Source organism: Martinezella miluonensis (assembly GCF_900094545.1).
Lineage (GTDB): Bacteria > Pseudomonadota > Alphaproteobacteria > Rhizobiales > Rhizobiaceae > Rhizobium > Rhizobium miluonense.
In genome coordinates this window covers 1-16,786 of sequence record NZ_FMAH01000002.1, presented here as the reverse complement: position 1 = coordinate 16,786, position 16,786 = coordinate 1, and the positions used below count along the sequence as shown (strand labels likewise).

At 57.6% G+C, this 16,786-nt stretch carries 17 protein-coding genes; 8 read left to right on the top strand and 9 right to left on the bottom strand.

The window, feature by feature from the left end; genetic code table 11:
- The first annotated feature begins 2 nt into the window (after positions 1-2).
- Together GA0061102_RS02435 and GA0061102_RS02430 are read left to right on the top strand one after the other, a co-directional pair.
- Positions 3-788, top strand: a complete 786-nt coding sequence (locus GA0061102_RS02435) for a coniferyl-alcohol dehydrogenase (protein ID WP_092843739.1) — start codon at positions 3-5, stop codon at positions 786-788.
- Positions 789-804: 16 nt separating this feature from the next.
- Positions 805-2,253, top strand: a complete 1,449-nt coding sequence (locus GA0061102_RS02430; RefSeq protein WP_092843737.1) for an aldehyde dehydrogenase — start codon at positions 805-807, stop codon at positions 2,251-2,253.
- A gap of 517 nt (positions 2,254-2,770) precedes the next feature.
- On the opposite strand, the gene GA0061102_RS02425 is transcribed toward GA0061102_RS02430, so the two are convergent.
- The 3 genes from GA0061102_RS02425 to GA0061102_RS02415 form a co-directional block, all read right to left on the bottom strand.
- On the bottom strand, positions 2,771-3,058 hold the full coding sequence (locus tag GA0061102_RS02425) for a XapX domain-containing protein (RefSeq protein WP_092843735.1): 288 nt from the start codon (positions 3,056-3,058) through the stop codon (positions 2,771-2,773).
- Between the two features lie 75 nt (positions 3,059-3,133).
- Entirely contained in the window at positions 3,134-3,820 is a 687-nt protein-coding gene (locus tag GA0061102_RS02420; protein WP_092843733.1) for a hydrolase, read from the bottom strand.
- 138 nt (positions 3,821-3,958) lie between these two features.
- Positions 3,959-4,891, bottom strand: a complete 933-nt coding sequence (locus GA0061102_RS02415; RefSeq protein ID WP_092843731.1) for a VOC family protein — start codon at positions 4,889-4,891, stop codon at positions 3,959-3,961.
- A gap of 114 nt (positions 4,892-5,005) precedes the next feature.
- Between GA0061102_RS02415 and GA0061102_RS02410 the strand changes: the two genes are divergently transcribed.
- Positions 5,006-5,905 carry a LysR family transcriptional regulator gene (locus GA0061102_RS02410; protein WP_092843729.1) on the top strand — a complete coding sequence of 300 codons (900 nt, stop codon included), beginning with the start codon at positions 5,006-5,008 and terminating at the stop codon, positions 5,903-5,905.
- A gap of 213 nt (positions 5,906-6,118) precedes the next feature.
- Here GA0061102_RS02410 and GA0061102_RS02405 read toward each other — a convergent pair whose 3' ends face one another.
- The 5 genes from GA0061102_RS02405 to GA0061102_RS02385 form a co-directional block, all read right to left on the bottom strand.
- Entirely contained in the window at positions 6,119-7,240 is a 1,122-nt protein-coding gene (locus GA0061102_RS02405; RefSeq protein ID WP_280949789.1) for a low temperature requirement protein A, read from the bottom strand.
- A gap of 123 nt (positions 7,241-7,363) precedes the next feature.
- A complete protein-coding gene (locus tag GA0061102_RS02400; protein ID WP_092843726.1) occupies positions 7,364-8,038 on the bottom strand; it encodes a YoaK family protein in 675 nt (224 codons plus the stop codon).
- 194 nt (positions 8,039-8,232) lie between these two features.
- Positions 8,233-8,577, bottom strand: coding sequence for a UBP-type zinc finger domain-containing protein (locus GA0061102_RS02395; RefSeq protein ID WP_092844226.1), 345 nt, complete (start codon positions 8,575-8,577; stop codon positions 8,233-8,235).
- 83 nt (positions 8,578-8,660) lie between these two features.
- Positions 8,661-9,854: an FAD binding domain-containing protein gene (locus GA0061102_RS02390; protein WP_092843725.1), complete on the bottom strand. Its 1,194-nt coding sequence runs from the start codon at positions 9,852-9,854 to the stop codon at positions 8,661-8,663.
- Between the two features lie 103 nt (positions 9,855-9,957).
- The gene (locus GA0061102_RS02385) at positions 9,958-10,884 is read right to left on the bottom strand and encodes a LysR family transcriptional regulator (RefSeq protein WP_092843724.1); all 927 of its coding nucleotides are present in this window, start codon (positions 10,882-10,884) and stop codon (positions 9,958-9,960) included.
- 99 nt (positions 10,885-10,983) lie between these two features.
- On the opposite strand from GA0061102_RS02385, the gene GA0061102_RS02380 reads away from it, so the two are divergent.
- The 4 genes from GA0061102_RS02380 to GA0061102_RS02350 all read left to right on the top strand — a co-directional run bounded on the left by GA0061102_RS02380 (position 10,984) and on the right by GA0061102_RS02350 (position 16,097).
- Complete coding sequence (locus tag GA0061102_RS02380; protein ID WP_092843722.1) at positions 10,984-11,667, top strand: DsbA family oxidoreductase; 684 nt, start codon at positions 10,984-10,986, stop codon at positions 11,665-11,667.
- Positions 11,668-11,942: 275 nt separating this feature from the next.
- Entirely contained in the window at positions 11,943-13,595 is a 1,653-nt protein-coding gene (locus GA0061102_RS02375) for an FAD-dependent oxidoreductase (RefSeq protein WP_092843720.1), read from the top strand.
- Between the two features lie 33 nt (positions 13,596-13,628).
- The gene (locus GA0061102_RS02370; protein WP_245297901.1) at positions 13,629-13,961 is read left to right on the top strand and encodes a GNAT family N-acetyltransferase; all 333 of its coding nucleotides are present in this window, start codon (positions 13,629-13,631) and stop codon (positions 13,959-13,961) included.
- 1,452 nt (positions 13,962-15,413) lie between these two features.
- On the top strand, positions 15,414-16,097 hold the full coding sequence (locus tag GA0061102_RS02350; RefSeq protein WP_092843709.1) for a hydrolase: 684 nt from the start codon (positions 15,414-15,416) through the stop codon (positions 16,095-16,097).
- A gap of 154 nt (positions 16,098-16,251) precedes the next feature.
- On the opposite strand, the gene GA0061102_RS02345 is transcribed toward GA0061102_RS02350, so the two are convergent.
- The gene (locus tag GA0061102_RS02345; protein WP_092843707.1) at positions 16,252-16,500 is read right to left on the bottom strand and encodes a helix-turn-helix transcriptional regulator; all 249 of its coding nucleotides are present in this window, start codon (positions 16,498-16,500) and stop codon (positions 16,252-16,254) included.
- A 94-nt stretch (positions 16,501-16,594) separates the two neighbouring features.
- Between GA0061102_RS02345 and GA0061102_RS02340 the strand changes: the two genes are divergently transcribed.
- Positions 16,595-16,786: transposase (locus GA0061102_RS02340; protein WP_208858600.1), on the top strand; the 192-nt coding region annotated here is incomplete at its 3' end.

The following is a 16,786-nucleotide window of genomic DNA, read 5'->3' as shown; positions in this document are numbered from 1 at the left end:
CCATGCTATATGGAAAGACGGTAGTCATCACCGGCGTGTCGGCCGGAATTGGAGCTCGGACCGCGGAGCTTGCGGTGTCGCTCGGAGCCGACGTGGTTGGCATAGACATCAACGAGCCAAAGGATCATTGCGCCGGCTTCATCAAGGGAGACCTTTCCCATCCGGAAGGAATTTCCGCGGTTGTTCGGCAATTGCCGACGCGCTTCGACGCGCTTCTGAATGTCGCCGGCATTTCGGGCAAGGTCGGAGCCGAGGCAACGCTGGCCGTCAACTTCTACGGGCTGCGTGCTTTCGCCGAGGCATGCGCCCCTTCGATCCGCGAGGGCGGCGCGGTGATCAGCGTCGCGTCCGTCGCCGGTTACGGCTGGCGGGCAAATATCGAGCGTGCCAAGGCGATGGTCGGCGAGCCGGGCTTTCCGGACATCAAGGCGGTCATGCAGAAGAACGGCATTCCCAACGAAATCGGATATCCGCTTTCCAAGGAACTGCTCATCCTTTGGACGCAGAAGGCGGCGCACGCGCCTCTCTTCAAGGATCGCGGCATTCGCGTGAACGCGGTCAGCCCAGGCCCGGTCGACACGACCATCCTCAAGGAGTTTCGCGCCGTGCTCGGCGACCAGAAGGTCGACTCCGACATTGTGCGGGTAGGGCGCGCGGCAACGGCCTCCGATATTGCTCCGGTCATACTTTTCCTCGCCTCGGACGGCGCCCGTTGGATCAACGGCGCAAACATTTCGAATGATGGCGGCCTTGAAGCCTCGATCAACGCCGAAGTGCTCGGCTTTTAAGTAAAAGGAAGAATATATGTTGGAACTTCAACAGATCATTGGTGGCAAGTTCGTGCCTGCCAAGTCCGGCGGGACGTATGATCGCATCGATCCATACACCGGCAAGATCGCGAGCCGGGCGCCGGCATCGGGGCTGGATGATGTGAAGGCGGCCGTGTCAGCTGCTGCGGCCGCCTTTCCCGCCTGGTCGAAGACCGGCCCCGGCGAGCGTCGCGCACTGCTGTTGAAAGCCGCCGATGTTCTGGCTTCGAAGGCGGACGAGTTTGCGAAGATCATGATCGAGGAGACGGGGGGGACCGCTCCGTGGGCGGGCTTCAACACCATGCTCGCTGCCGGGATCCTTCGCGAAGCCGCGAGCATGACGACCCAGATCCAGGGGGAGATCATTCCCTCGGACAAGCCCGGAACCTTGTCGATGGGCGTGCGGCAGGCGGCGGGTGTCTGCCTTGGGATCGCTCCGTGGAACGCGCCGGTCATTCTCGGCACGCGCGCGATCGCGATGGCACTTGCCTGCGGCAACTCCGTGATCCTCAAGGCGTCGGAGGCCTGCCCGGGGCTGCATCTACTCATCGGTCGCTCGCTCGTCGAGGCGGGACTTCCCGATGGAGTAGTGAATGTCATTACGAACGCTCCCGAGGACGCGGCAGAAGTCGTGGAAGCCTTGATCGCCGCGCCAGAGGTGCGCCGCGTGAACTTCACCGGTTCCACCAAGGTCGGCCGAATCATCGGCGAGCTTTGCGGACGACACATCAAGCCGGTGTTGCTTGAGCTCGGCGGCAAGGCACCATTTATCGTACTGGAAGACGCCGATATCGATGCCGCGGTGAACGGGGCGATCTTCGGCGCATTCGCCAATATGGGTCAGATCTGCATGTCGACCGAACGTATCATCGTCGACGAGAAGATTGCCGACGAGTTCGTTGAGAAGCTTGCCGCGCGTGCAAGCAAGCTACCGGCGGGCGATCCCCGCGGCCATGTTGTTCTCGGTTCGCTCGTCACGCCGCAGGCGGCTGCAAAGATGGAGGAGTTGATTGCGGACGGCGTTGGCAAGGGCGCCAAACTGGTCGCCGGCGGCAAGCGCCAGGGCTCCGTGGTCGAGGCGACGCTGCTCGATCACGTGAAGCCCGGAATGCGCAGCTTCGAAGAAGAATCCTTCGGGCCTGTGAAGCCGATCATTCGTGTCAAGGACGAAGCCGAGGCGATCCGGATCGCCAACGAATCCGAATACGGCCTTTCCTCCGCCGTCTACAGCCGTGACGTCCAGCGCGCCATGGCGGTTGCGGCCCAGATCCAATCCGGGATTTGCCACATCAACGGACCGACCGTGCACGACGAGGCGCAAATGCCGTTCGGCGGCGTCAAGAACTCCGGCTATGGCCGCTTCGGCGGACAGGCTGCGATCAACGAGTTCACGGACCTTCGCTGGATCACTGTCGAGGATCCGCACCAGCACTACCCATTTTAAGATGGGCCGGTAGGCATTAATTAGCCGCAATGGAGTTCGGCGGGAACCATTCCGCCGAGCTTCATCCGACGGAAAGCGGATCACCGCCGTCAGGCGCACGCAACCGCGTAAGAGACACCGAGACCCAGCTGGGTCGTCACGCAGGTTACGATCGCTGCGCAGGTACCCGTGTGCGCCAGAGCATAAAGCGTCCAGGAGGGTATTGCTGCAAAATCGGCGTTGGTCGCGTGAAACCTGGCGCCACTGACGAGGCTCACACAACTCGGCTTTCGAGGTGCCACCCAAGTAAGGCTGCGACTTGGCCGAGTGCGCTCGACCTTCTTCCGAAGGCCCGCTCGACAAAAGGGGCTTTGCCGCACACATCACCCGTCAGCTTGAAGATCGCCGCCTCGTCCTTGCCCAAGCCGGCAGAATTGCAAAACCCTTGACCCTCACCTGGGCCCATTTCAACGTTTTGATCCCCCCAACCGGAGGGATCAACAGTTTCAGCTTGCCTCGATCGGCGTCTGCGACGGGTTCAGATATCTGACTTGGCCTGAACCTGGCGAGCCTGGGCGACGTCGGTCCGCTTTTCTCCCTTCGGCATATGCCCGAATACGTGCGGCCTGATCTGGTTGATCCAGGAGATCGCCATCGGCTCCTTGCTCAACGGAGTTTTTGCGAAAGGCACAACTTGTTCGCCAACGAGGATGCCAAGAAGGCCAACCAGAGCGATGACGGGTGGAGCTGGTGAGCGAACGTTGAGGAGGCTGTAAACGATACCGACCAGCAGTCCGGCACCCAGTGACATAAGATAGAGTTTCATGACGGAGGTCCTTGATTGTTGAGGCAAAACCGCTCTGAAGGGCTTGACCCGATCGGAGCGGCTTTGCTTACCGCCTTACTTCACCGGGTTCGGGCCGATGCGCTTGCCGTGAGCGACACGCTCGGCGGCCTTGTGGACCATGGTATAGGCGTAATCGATGCCCATGCCGTAGGCTCCGGAATGTTCCTTCACCAGCGAGGTGACGGCGTCGTAAGTTTCCCTCCGAGCCCAGTCGCGCTGCCATTCGAGTAGGACTTGCTGCCAGGTGACCGGAATGATGCCGGCTTGCGCCATGCGGTCCATCGCATATTTGTGCGCGTCGACGGAGGTGCCGCCGGAGGCATCCGCAACCATGTAGATCTCATAGTCCGTGTCATTGAGAGCCGAGAGCGCGAAGGTCGTATTGCATACTTCCGTCCAAAGACCGGAGACGACCACCTTCTTGCGTCCGTTCGCGGCATTTTTCGCCAAGGCGTCGCGGACGTTCTGATCATCCCAGGAATTCATCGACGTGCGTTCGAGGATGTCGTTTTCCGGGAAGACGGCAAGTAGTTCCGGATAGGTATGACCCGAGAAGGATCCGGTTTCGACGGTCGTGATGGTCGTCGGAACGTTGAAGATCTTGGCGGCCTTGGCGAGGCCGACGACATTGTTCTTCAGCGTCTGGCGGTCGATCGACTGCACGCCGAAGGCCATCTGCGGCTGCTGATCGATGAAGATGAGCTGGCTGTTTGCGGGGGTCAGGACTTCAAGCTTGGACATTTGACTACTCCGTTATGTGCTGGATCGCGGTTCGCGGCGTTGGAAATTATGAAGCCTTCGGCGGTCGGCTGCCTGGTTTAGGCAGCCGTCTCAAAAGGCGAATCTTTCGATTAGGTCGTGTGGATCAGTTGCGCAGTATTATGCCGCAAGAGGAGCCAGGCTCGCCTCGATCTTGTTGCGGAAGGGTTCATATCGGATCGGCAGCTTAAGTGCCTCGCCGAGATGGGCGGTATCCTCGTCGCGGTCGAAGCCGGGCTCATTGGTGGCGATCTCGAACAGAACCCCACCCGGCGTCCGGAAGTAGATCGCCCAGAAATAGTCCCTGTCGATGACTGGAGTGACCTGATACCCGGTATCCATCAGCGCCTTGCGCACTTCAAGCTGCTTTTCACGGTTCTCAACGGCAAAGGCGATGTGGTGGACCGAGCCTGCGCCCTGACGCGCAAATGGCGTTGTTGGCAGGGCAGCAAGGTCGATCGTGTCTGCACCATTGCCGCCAGGAATGATGAACCGTGTGACGTTTTCTTCAGCCTCGGCGCGCTCATAACCCATGAAGCGGAGGAGCTCTTCGGTTGCAGCAGTGTCATGAAGGTTGAAACGAGCCCCCCCAAAACCACGGATCGCGGTGTCGGCGGAAATGCCCTCCGCGAGCCAGGGAGCGCGAACATCATCGGCCGTCTCGACAAGAGCAAATCCGTCGCCATCCGGGCCGATGAAGCGCAGACGATTGGCACCAAAAACTGTGTCGGTCTGGATGCCGCCTACGCCCTGGGCAATAAGACGCTCTTTCCAGAAGGCGAGCGATCCCTTGGGAATAGAGAACTGGGTCTCGCCTACCTCGCCGACACCCGACCGCCCCTTCATCATGTGCGGGAACGGAAAGTAGGTCATGACCGTGCCGGGCGTGCCCTTTTCGTCGCCGTAGTAAAGATGGTAGACGCTCGGATCGTCGAAATTGACGGTCTTCTTGACTCGGCGCAGACCGAGTGTGTCAGTGAAAAACCGGTTGTTCTGCTGCGCATCCGACGCCATGGAGGTGACGTGATGCAGTCCCTTGATATCCTTGATCATGTCTCATGCCTTTCTGCGTTGTCCGCTTCGATGGAATAAGATGTACTCGGGTTGATTTGATCGCGGAATTGCAATATTTCTTTCGAATTAATTGCGATTTTTGAAATAATCGAGATGAACGACTACAAAGCCCTGAAAACCTTCCTTATGGCCGCCGAAAAGCGCAACTTCGCGCAGGTCGCCCGCGAGCTCGATATGACCCCGGCGGCTGTGACGCGGGCAATTGCCGCGTTGGAAGACGACCTTGGCGTCCAGCTGTTCGTGCGCACGACGCGTCAGGTGTCGTTGACAACGGATGGTGCCGTCTTTGCCGCGCAAATTCAGCCTGCGGTCGAAGCGCTTGAAAACGCCCGAAGGGACGTCAAAAATGCACATAAGGTTGATCAGGGACGCTTAAGGATCAGCGCGCCAACCTGGTTCGGCAAGACAGTGCTACCCCCCATCCTGTCAGGTTTCCGAGAACTCTTTCCGAAGATATGTTTCGAGATTTCGCTCTCGGACGGCTTGGTCAACATCGTCGATGAGGACTATGATCTTGCGATCCGAATTTCATCGGCGCCTTCCGACAAGTTCACGATCTGGCGCAAGATACGGGTTGTGCCACGGATCCTGGTGGCAGCACCCGGAAGCCGTTTTACTGAAATGCAACATCCTGGCGAACTCACTCCGGACGATTGTCTTGCATATAGCAGCGAGAGCCGGCGGGAGAGCTGGGTCCTGTCGGATGGCGGCTCGAGCATGACTATTGCCGCCGGCAGGGCGTTCAGCGCCAACAGTGGCGAGGTTCTGGCCGACATGGCCGCCGATGGTGCGGGCGTAGCGATGCTGCCTGGGTTTCATATAGCACAGCACATTCGCAGCGGACGGCTTGTCCATGTCCTGCGCGGCTGGTCGCCACCAGATCTCTGGTTGACCCTTTACTATCCTCCCTACCAGGCGCTGCCGCCCCGCATAGCGTCATTCTCCAAGTTCTTCGAGGAGCAACTGCCGGCTCACATCGTCATGTTGGATTAGCGATTTGCTTATACGGATTTGAATAGCCTGCGCGGCCGTTAGGACCTGCGCAGGAAATGTCCGAATAACGGGATCAAAGGTTTTTGGCTGGCGCTTGGCGGCGATGATCCAATGTCCGTCAGTTGTAAGCGCCGTCATTACCTGAGCGCTGTTCCATTTAGAAATTCGCGCAGTTTGTTATTCCCGACATCACGATCGTGTGGGGCTGCAATCTCAATTGTGCGCATCGCCCTTTCCGGGCACGGCTTGGTGCAGACGGTCCCGAGCGATGACGGTTATGACCAACACCGCCGCTATTAATTCGAGCGGGTGGTTGGCGAATGTGCTGCTGGCGAGAACCAGCACGCCTGCCGCCACCAGGAGCCATCGTTTGGCGCCCTTGACGAGGGGGCGATCGCGAACCAACCAGAGCGAGCCGAGATAAACCGCGATTGGAATGGCGACCGCCAGACACGCGCTTTGAACAGAAATCTCCGCATGCTTACCGATGACGGCCAAGAAGATTGCAAACCCGGCGGCTGTCGCCGCCCCGGCCGCGAAAAGCACGTAATGGCCATAGGACCAGAGAAGAACGGCACCGAGATCACGGCCCAGCAATTGCTTGTTTCTGTCAAAGTACAGGCGCCACATCGAAAATGCGATGACCGAACACAAGCCCGCTAACCAGAAGTGCTGTAGATCCGGTGGTGAAGAATCCGAAATGATGGCTACGATGCTGGCAAAGCATTCACCGAGGACAATGATGTTGAACGAGTTGTAACGGTCGACGATGTGGCCATGGTGCCAACTCGTGCGAGATCTCTGTTCCGCCAATACCGGAACCAACAGTTCGCCGGCCGCACCCAGCATGAAGAGTGGAATATAAAGCGATGCTTGCGGAGAAACTACCGCTATCAGCAGGTTCCAGTAGACTTGCAGAACACCGATACCGGCCGCATAGCGCAACGCTGTGGGGCGCATGTCTCGGTCACCATTCGCAGCACCCAGCCATAGCGCTATCATGCCGAAGCGCATGATGATGAAGCCGACGAGGACAAGCCAGATGGGCTGATCGCCAAAGGCGCCACGGATCCCCGCGGCAAGCGCGAGTGATCCAAACATGATGACCATCGACAATGTGCGAAACGCGGTCGACTTGTTATCGTAGGCAGAGGCGAACCATGTGTAGTTCACCCAGGCCAACCAGGCCATGAAGAAGGTGCACAGGAACTTGATCGTTCCGAGCGTGAAGTTGCCGTTTTCGACTTCCTGCGCCAGCCCATGGGCGGCGGTGGAAACCGCCACCACCGTGGCCAGATCAAACATCAACTCCAGTGAGGTCGAGCCGCGATGCACTTCGTCACGATCGCGCGGCGGCAGCCGAAACCTCAACAGCCTAATCGCTGTCGATCGCCACTCTCGCTGACGCCTTCCTTGTGCGTTATGTTCCTGTGCCCACTCTTCGTTCGACACGCGGGGTCATCTCGCATTCTGCGCGTTCGATGGCGAGTAAAAGACCGCGATGATCAGCAGCATGAAGGCAGGCAGCAACATTCCGGCAACTCCCACCGTAACTTGTGCGAATGCGCCGCCTGCGCATCCCGCCACAAAGCCGATGACGAGGATGATGGATGTCAACGATTGTCCCCACTCGTCCGGCCTTTCCTTGTAACCGATCAGGCGGCGCGCTGCCGCTACCGCCAGGCCCGCGATGTTTCCCGTCATCAGCGAAAACGGCGGACCCAATCTGCTGTCAAGACGTTCGATCGCTGTCAGCATGCCCATTCCGACGACGGTCAAGAGTGCGCATGCGGAGTCCGGTCCTGATTTGAAGATCGCGAGAAGTGCTGCCGCTGCGAATGCGCAGCCTGCGATGATCATGGTCCAGAACGTGGCCCTTTCAAGCGGCTTGATCCAGACGACCAGGATCGCCGCAAGACCGGCCCCCAGCATGAAGAGTGGAAACGTCGTGATCTGAAGGCCGCGCAACCACCCTTTCTCGTGTCCGACCAGCCCCAATCCGATCAAGACGACGTTGCCGGTCACCAATCCAACGAAGAGGCCCCCCAGGTGGATGAAAAACAGGGCGTCCGCGAATCCGGATACGAATGCGAGTGCCAGTGAGTTGCCTTTGCCGCGAAGTGTATTCAGCATTATCCGTTCTTCTTCTTTTCTTTTCGATCGCAGGCGAACTCAATTCGCCGGCGACCGCTCTCAATGAGACAGCGGGATGAATTCCTGATCGTTGTCCGGAGATAAATTGAACCGGCCGTAGGCCCAGTCGCCTTTCCCCAGACTTCCTCAGCCGTCTCGATTTTTCCCTGCAGGGAGTGTCGCAGTTGCTAGCATCAATAGAAGCGGGGTATTGGGCCGGTTTGCGGCGTCTCATTGGGAAGCTCGACGAAGGACTGGTCGATATAGCACCATCCCCAGCCCTCCGGCGGATCATATCCTTCTATGATCGGGTGGCTCGTCTCATGAAAGTGGCGAGTCGCATGTTTCCCTTGTGATTGGTCGCAACACCCGACATGGCCACATTCGCGGCAAAGCCTCAGATGTACCCATGGTCGCCCTTCCGCAAGGCACTCCTCGCAGCCGAGTGATTTTGGTGTAACGTTTTTTACCAGAAGCACATGCGTACAGCCGTTTTCCACCGGTGAAGAGATCTCCTTGAGCCATCGAACTTCCGTCATTTCCACATCAAAATATTCGCATATCCACCTGTCCGCAATCATACGATGGTATGTGTCGCCCGGGGGGCGCCGGTGATTGCGTCCTAGCCGACCGCATCAACCGGCAGACGGTGAAACAGCAGGTAGTCGCCGGTCGCCGAGCCTTGTGTTTCCAGATACTTGCCGAACATCACTTGCTGTGGTTCCCAGCGGGCAAGTGCAGCATCGATATCGTTGCCAGAAACTGCCAATTCAGCGGCGAGGGCAAGTGCGTTGGCCGCCGCCTTCGAGGTGCTTGCTGCCGTGTGCGGCCGCGGAATTGATGCGGCATCGCCAAGAATGATGACGCGGCCGGCGACCATCCGATTGGAGGCAAGGTCTCGGATTGCCTGCACGAAGGGTTGCGGGGTAGCCTGGACAACTTCCCGGAAGCCAGGTGGAAGAAGCTCGGACGCTTCCTTGTTGAGACGCTCGACCCAACGAGCCGCCAACAAACCCTCCGGGACGGCATAGCCACGATCAAGTCCGTTGCGATCGGTCATCACTTCGGTGAGCAGCGACGCGTCGATCACCCGATACCAGACCCAATTGTATATCCGATGGCCGGGGCGGATATCGTTCTGAACCCCCGGGACGAGATAGCCGAGAATGTGAGATCCCCTATTGTTGGCAAAGCCGAAATCGCCGAGCAATGTATCGTGCGAGACTGGTGGCATTTCATGTTCGGCCAAAAGGCCGCGCCAGGCGACATATCCGGCATAACGTGGTTGCAGCTGAGGCCAATAAAGACTGCGGACCGTTGAATTTCCGCCGTCGGCGCCGATAAGCAGGTCGCCGGTCTTTCGCGTGCCGTCCTCAAAGATTGCCGTAACGGTCCCGGCCGGCATATCCTGTTCGATCCGCACCAGCACTTTGCCTTGATGATAATGCTCATCCCCGAATGCGGCCTTCAGCTTGGTATAGATCAGTGACCAGGAGGTCTGAGTCTGCGGGGCAATCTGTTTCGACTGAATCGTTCCGTCCGGCCTGAAAACTGTCCTGTGGCGGGATTGCACGCCAAGAGCCGAAGCGCCGATATTGACGCCAATGCGGCGAAAAACCTCGACGACGTCAGGCTGAAGGACAATGCCGCCGCCGCGACTGTCGAGATCACGGGGGGAGCGCTCGAAAATATCGACCTCCCAGCCGATACTACGCAGCATGTTGCCGGTGAAAAGACCACCAAGCGATCCCCCGATGACGATCGCGCGGAGTGGCTTACTGCTTTGACTGTTGGCGGATAGAAGTGTTTCTTGCACAGCATGTCTCCTTGGCTTGATGTCACCAAGATGAGGCTTTGCGGTGCTAAAGATAATCTATAAAAAACTGCGATCATCTTTGCTGTTCATGCAAAGACGCCGCTCATTTGGGGACGGAGGCATCCCAATAGGGTGGCGACCCAAAATGGGCTGAAAGGAAGTCCAACAGACAGTTCACTTTTCGGGAGCCGCGTCTGTTCGGCAAGTAGACACCCCAGATGGCGCCTTCATCAGGTCCTGGACCGACGGTCCAGTCCTCCAACAGCGGAACAAGACGTCCTTGCGCAATATCGCTGCCGACCAGCCAGGTCGGCATTAGGATTAGACCGGCACCGCCGATGGCCGCTTCCCGCAGGAGCTCCGAGCCGCTGGCCTTGAGATTGCCCGATAGAGTAATGCGCTCGTGGACGCCGTTCCGCGTCAGCGTCCAGCTGTTATCGCCGCTGAGATAATCGAAGAGCAGGCAATTGTGGTCCGCAAGCTGCCGTGGCGTCGAGGGAGCGCCGCGTTCGGCGATATAGTCGGGGCTTGCGCATATGATGCGACGATGGGGGGCAAGTTTTCGAGCGATCAGACTTGATGTGGAGAGGGCGCCGAGGCGGATTGCGATATCGATGCGATCTTCGACCAGATTGACGACCGTGTCTGTCAGCGAAACATCGAGCCGCATGTCGGGATAGCGCTTCAGAAAGACTGGCAGGGCGGGTCCGATATGCAGCCTGCCAAAAGCCACGGGAATTGACAGCCTTAACAAGCCGCCGGGCGGGCCGCCTGCCTCGCTGACGGCGCGATTTGCATTCTCCAGATCATCGAGAATGCGCCTGGCATCCTCCAGATAGCGCCGACCGGCATCGGTCAATGTCACGCTGCGTGTCGAGCGGTTCAGCAGCAATGTTCCGAGCGTTTGTTCGAGGCTGTCGATCTGTCGGGTCAATGATGAAGGCGCCACACCATGCCGGCGAGCGGCCGGTGCGAACCCACCATGATCGACCACAGCGACGAATGCGCGGAGCGCGGCAAATTTATCCATCTTTCGTCTTTGCGTCCTGTGCAATGAAGATGTCGAGAAATGCAGGATTATCATTTGCGGCGGAAAGAACCAAATTCTGTCGTCAAAGGAGACATACTCATGACCATAACCGTTAAGATCACGTCCGATTTCATCTGCCCCTGGTGCCTGATCGGCGAACAGCGCCTCAACAAAGCGCTGGCCGGACTGCCCGAGGGAACAAATGTCGAGCTCCAGTGGCAGCCATTTGAGCTCAATCCTGATATGCCTGCGGAAGGAATGGATAGGAGGGTCTATCGGTCGCTCAAATTTGGCAGTTGGGAACGCAGTCAGTTGCTTGACCAGCATACGGTTGAAGCAGCACGCGGTGAGGACATAGCTTTCGACTATGCGGCAATTCGCAGAACGCCCAACACGTTGGCCGCCCACAGGCTAATGCTCCTTGCGGCGGAACATGGGCGCGCAACGCAGGTTGCCGAGGCAATCTTCTCTGCTTATTTTGAAGGCGGTCGCGACGTCGGTGATATCGAGGTCCTTGCCGATATCGCTGCCGAAAACGGCGTGGATCGCGCACAGGCTCTGGCTTTCCTCAGCAAGAACGAGGGGGAGGAGCAGGTGCGGAATCAGGAAAATGCGGTATTGACGAACGGTGTGCGCAGCGTGCCCCATTTTGAGATCGCAGGAGAAACCGTTTCGGGCGCCCAGCCGGCGGAGGTGTTTGAAGCTGTGCTGCGCCGCGCGCTGGCGCCCGTGACGAGTGGGTCGAACGAAGATTGTAGCACTGGTGCCTGCTCGATTGGTTGAGTGTACGTCTTGCTGCGACGGCCGCGGTTTATTCGGTTAAGACAAGCGGACGGCTGGCGTCGTCCGCAAGGAGGGCGGCCTCGTGTCACCTTGTGCGGCCGGAGCGGAGACGGGCAAATGGGCATGCGGATGGCGGGGGGCAGTGTTTTCACCGCCCAATTGTTCAGTCCTTCCGTCCAAACTTATAGGCGATGCTTCAAGATAGAGCTTCAAGCCTGTATTAGATGCAGGTGGATTTCAACGCCGCTCTTTGGCCCTGTCGGGGGAACACGCATATGGATGATCCGGTCATCGATCCCACCGATCCGTGGCACCGCACAGCGCAAACCTTTCCCCACTTGTCCGAAGAGATGATCGCCCGGGTACGCGCCTACGGCAGCGAGGAGCATTACGTCGAGGATCGCGTTCTCTTCGCGCGCGGAGATCGGGCTATCGATTTCTTCCTCGTCCTTGACGGTAGGGTACGGATCACCTTCGATGATATCCGGGGCGGGCAAGAGCAGCTCTATACCTACGAAAGTGGACAGTTTACCGGCGAACAAAACCTGTTCAATACGAAGAAAATCCTGCTGACGGGAATTGCGGATGCGGGAACACGCGTCCTGCGAATTGCCAATGCCGACTTCCGGGCATTCCTGACCGGCGAACCGGATATCAGCGAAATCATCATGCGCGCCTTTATCCTGCGCCGCGTCGGGTTCATCAAGCACGGGCGCGGTGGCGTATTTCTGCTTGGTCGACCTGAAAACCGTGACTTCATGCGGCTACAAACCTTCCTGACGCGTAATGGCTATCCAGTCGAGCAGGCCGCGATCGGGGATGATCCTGCCGCAGATGAAATGACGGCCCGGTTTGGTCTGGGGGTAGAGGATCTTCCTGCAGTCATTGGAGCCGACGGATTGCTGCTGCGCAATCCGACCTATCACGAACTTGCCGATTGCCTTGGCATTGCCGAGCCGCCAGAGGCGGATATTGTTTATGACGTAGCGATTGCCGGGGCGGGACCTGCAGGACTTGCTGCAGCCGTCTACGCGGCTTCCGAAGGGCTGCGTACCATCGTGTTCGAGCCTCTGGCGCCGGGTGGACAAGCCGGAACATCCTCAAAGATCGAGAATTATCTCGGCTTCCCGACCGGCATTTCCGGCCAGGCACTTTCCGGCCGCGCGCATATTCAGGCGCAAAAGTTTGGTGCGCGCATCGTTGTGTCTCGTGCTGTTGTGAGTGCCGACTGTTCCACGCATCCCTACCTGCTGACGCTTGAAGACGGCAAGACGATCCGCACGAAAACGATTGTCGTTGCGACGGGAGCGCGGTATCGCCGGTTGAATGTACCCGGCTACGAACGTTTCGAGGGGCAGGGTGTCCACTATGCCGCAACGGCCATGGAAGCCCGGATCTGCCAGAACCAAGAGGTCGTGATCGTTGGCGGCGGAAATGCGGCCGGGCAGGCAGCGATTTATCTCTCGCGCATGGCGCGCCACGTTCATATGCTTCTTAGACGAGACATTGCGGTAACGATGTCAGACTATCTCGTCCAGCGGATCAATAGCTCGCCGCGCATAACCGTCCATACGGAATGTGAAATCCTAGCCCTGCTTGGAGGTGATGCCCTTGAAGATATTCACTGGCGCGACCGGCGAACGGGGAAGGCGACGTGTCTGTCCGCTTCGCACCTTTTTGTCATGATCGGTGCGGAGCCCAATACGGCATGGCTCAACGGATGCCTCGATCTCGATCACAATGGTTTCGTCATGACTGGTTTTGCCGGCGCTGACAATCTGGCCACTGTACCCTATGCGACCTCGCGCCCCGGCATCTTTGCCGTCGGTGACGTCCGCGCGGGCTCGATCAAACGGGTAGCTTCCGCAGTGGGTGAAGGATCCGTAGTCGTTCATTCGATCCATCAGTTTCTGCAGCAGGCCGGCTAAGGCGCTGGTCTACCGGCAGTTGAAGTCGGCACGATGGAAAGAGACAGTTACCTTATGGAAGCGCGCGCAGCAGAAAGGCAAACAGCCGTGAGCAATACAGTCATAGAGCGCCCGGAATTGCATCGTTTCGAATTGGCGGTCGAGGGCGGCTTGGCTTATGCCAGTTATCGTATCGAGGACGGCCGCCTTGTCCTTATTCACACGGAAGTTCCTCAGGAGTTGTCGGGTCGCGGCATCGGATCACAGCTTGCGAAAGGTGTCTTTGACATTGTCAGGGAAAGCAAGCGGAAGGTCGTTCTTCGATGCCCCTTTATGGCGGCGTGGTACGCTCGCCACCTGGAGTATAGCGACGTCGTTGACGGATGAGAGCAAGGCCAAGCCGGCCGCCTCGACAATCGAACAGCGCTTCTAGCAGATCTGAAAGGGCCTCGTGGTCCGGCCGAAAGTCGAGTCATAAAGGGCTAGCAATGTCCGAGTGATGAAAAAGCAGCAAATCAGTCGGGGTCGTTCCCAATGACTGGCCACGCGCGCCGTTTGATCATGCGGAAGTGGTCGTCTCTGCGATATCCGATACGAGGTCCAGCAGGTTTGACTATTGCTCGCCTCGTTCCAGGCATCGGGTCGATGCCGGAAAGAAAAATCCCAATTCCATGTCAACCACGCCGTTAGTGTCCTCGACAGGGAGATTGGAGATAAATTCTCTGACGCTGAGATAGAAAATCGCTGCATGGAGATCCCAGACCGTTACCTGGCGAAATCTGGCAACGATTGGCGCCGTTTCGGGGTCGGTTGCGGGATTGATCTGTGCCCTGTCCATGGTTGCTCTTGGGCCAGGCGTTTGGACGACCGTTCTCAAACTCGGCCCAGCCCCCTTTGCCTATGACAATCCGGGGCTGTTTTCTGTGCCGCTCGCATTCGCGGTGACATCCATCGTATCGCTGGTCGATCGTAGCAAGAATGCGGCGTGGACCCAGGATACCTTCAGTGAGCAATATGTCGCCGCTCATACCGGACTGAGGTCCTTGAACCGATCGTGAGGGATCGGGGGGGGATGCCTTTAATTTGCACCCTTTGGCCGTGGCAGTCAGGGATAAACCTGCTAGGCAGAAAATACGACCTCCGCCGCCATCGCCCGTGCCGCACAACACACAGTATCGGCAAAAAAGAGGCCGCCCAGAGGCGGACTGGGCGGCCCAGCGGATCCATTGTCCGCTGCCTCGGGGAAGGGGAGAACCGAGGTTACTGGTAACAAGGAGGGGCGTCGCTACCGTGCTCCGTTCAGGAGACACAACAAAACTAGCGAATGTTTGAGAACACGAAAATCATACAGCGGTCTGTCGCAATAATACTTTGGGATAGGGGAGATGTTCCGCGGCCCGTCAAGCAGCCGGGTGAGGCGAGTTACCGTCGCATGATGCCCGATGCAACGCGAGAATGGGCAGGCATTGGGCACATTGTGTTTGATCGCCATTGCCTGCTGAAGGATCCAGCCAACTCGCTTTTCGAGGTTAGATAAGCAGCGACTAGCTGAAAGTTCCCAACACTGATCCTTTGAATGACGGGAGCATGTCTCGTCTGAGATCACCTTCGAACAACGGTTCTAAGCCGCGGCACATGAAACCTTCCAACCTCTCAGGCATCGACCGCATCAATTAAACGAAAATAGCCAAATTTCTCTCTTTTCTTCTATCACTGCACCATCCAAGTCAGCCATCCTTGGCTAGTAAGTGCAGATACCAGCTAGGCTATATTCCACATGATCGAACTCGAGCACGCGTGGAAGTGCCTGAACTTTAATTTCCAATTCAGGAGGCAGAGATGCTCAAAGCGCGTAGCGAAAAAGGACTACTGACGCCGGAAAATTGCGTCGTAACTCTCATCGATCTTCAGCCGCAGATGCTATTCGGTGTGACCAGTCATGATCGCCAATCGATTATCAATAACAACATGATCCTAGCAAAGGCAGCCAAAGTGTTCGACCTGCCTGTCGTTCTTTCGACAGTTGAAACGGAGTCATTCAGCGGCAAGATCTGGCCTCAGATCAAATCTGTATATCCCGATCTTCCTCTGGTCGAGCGCTCCAGCATGAATTCCTGGGATGACAAGAATTTCGTTGCTGCCATTGAGAAGACGGGCAAGAAAAAGATTGTCATGTCCGGCCTGTGGACCCAAATTTGCGTCACGCTTCCATCGATTCAGGCTATCCATGACGGTTATGAAGTTTACGTGGTCGAAGATTGTTGCGGCGACGTCAGTGCGCTTGCACACAATAACGCCATGCAGCGTTTGATCCAGGTTGGTGTGAAGCCCGTTACGGCTTTACAGGTGATGCTGGAATGGCAGCGTGACTGGGCTAACAAAGACACATATCCTGCTGTGATGGACATCGTAAAGACCCATGGTGGTGCATACGGTGTCGGAGTAGAATACGCTGCAACAATGGTTCACCACAGACCACCAACTATACTGCCGGAATATCAGGTGCCGCAGACACACGATTAATGTCGAGAAGTAATTCGTTTCGTCACATATTGATGGCTATCAGGTAGGCCACTCTATTTGAATAGTGGTTTTCGACGATGGCATAGTGCGAAGATGCGACATGAAATCAGTGGGCAGCCGATGTTCACTGATTTCACCTTGATGGCTGCAAAGCCTATCGATGCCGTCCCCTCCACTTTCCGGGTGTTTCACCGGTAACCCCCTGAAACGTACGCGTCATATGACTTTGATCTGCGAAGCCGCATTTCATTGCGACATCCGACATTGCGTCACCGGCGAGGAGCAATTCCTTGACTTTCGCTATGCGATATTCTGTCACCCAACGATATGGCGTTTGATTGTGTCCCGGCACGTGGTGTAGGTGACGGAAGATAGCAAAGCCGAGCGCCCGCGCGCTTTTCATAGCGCTGTAGCGGGTGATCGGCTTTGCGGGCGGCCATCAGTGTTTTCCGCTAGGGTCGGGTTGTTCAAGACACAACCTGACGGAAAGATCACTGATGACCGATGACATGATGAACGTGCGTTCGCTTGTTGAGAAGAGTGCGGACGCAGATTTGTTGCGTGAGATGATCGGCTTTGCGGCCGAACGGCTGATGGAGCTGGAGGTCAGCTCGGCTACGGGTGCAGGGTTCGGGGAGAAGAACCCGCTGCGGCTTGCACAGCGCAACGGCTACCGTGACCGCGATTGG

Excerpts from the sequence above, each read along its gene's own strand:
- GA0061102_RS02350 (WP_092843709.1), top strand. The coding sequence starts at position 15,414 with ATGCTCAAAGCGCGTAGCGAAAAAGGACTACTGACGCCGGAAAATTGC.
- GA0061102_RS02370 (WP_245297901.1), top strand. The coding sequence starts at position 13,629 with ATGGAAAGAGACAGTTACCTTATGGAAGCGCGCGCAGCAGAAAGGCAA.
- GA0061102_RS02375 (WP_092843720.1), top strand. The coding sequence starts at position 11,943 with ATGGATGATCCGGTCATCGATCCCACCGATCCGTGGCACCGCACAGCG.
- GA0061102_RS02410 (WP_092843729.1), top strand. The coding sequence starts at position 5,006 with ATGAACGACTACAAAGCCCTGAAAACCTTCCTTATGGCCGCCGAAAAG.
- GA0061102_RS02400 (WP_092843726.1), bottom strand. The coding sequence starts at position 8,038 with ATGCTGAATACACTTCGCGGCAAAGGCAACTCACTGGCACTCGCATTC.
- GA0061102_RS02415 (WP_092843731.1), bottom strand. The coding sequence starts at position 4,891 with ATGATCAAGGATATCAAGGGACTGCATCACGTCACCTCCATGGCGTCG.
- GA0061102_RS02430 (WP_092843737.1), top strand. The coding sequence starts at position 805 with ATGTTGGAACTTCAACAGATCATTGGTGGCAAGTTCGTGCCTGCCAAG.
- GA0061102_RS02435 (WP_092843739.1), top strand. The coding sequence starts at position 3 with ATGCTATATGGAAAGACGGTAGTCATCACCGGCGTGTCGGCCGGAATT.
- GA0061102_RS02420 (WP_092843733.1), bottom strand. The coding sequence starts at position 3,820 with ATGTCCAAGCTTGAAGTCCTGACCCCCGCAAACAGCCAGCTCATCTTC.
- GA0061102_RS02395 (WP_092844226.1), bottom strand. The coding sequence starts at position 8,577 with ATGACGGAAGTTCGATGGCTCAAGGAGATCTCTTCACCGGTGGAAAAC.
- GA0061102_RS02385 (WP_092843724.1), bottom strand. The coding sequence starts at position 10,884 with ATGGATAAATTTGCCGCGCTCCGCGCATTCGTCGCTGTGGTCGATCAT.
- GA0061102_RS02380 (WP_092843722.1), top strand. The coding sequence starts at position 10,984 with ATGACCATAACCGTTAAGATCACGTCCGATTTCATCTGCCCCTGGTGC.
- GA0061102_RS02425 (WP_092843735.1), bottom strand. The coding sequence starts at position 3,058 with ATGAAACTCTATCTTATGTCACTGGGTGCCGGACTGCTGGTCGGTATC.
- GA0061102_RS02345 (WP_092843707.1), bottom strand. The coding sequence starts at position 16,500 with ATGAAAAGCGCGCGGGCGCTCGGCTTTGCTATCTTCCGTCACCTACAC.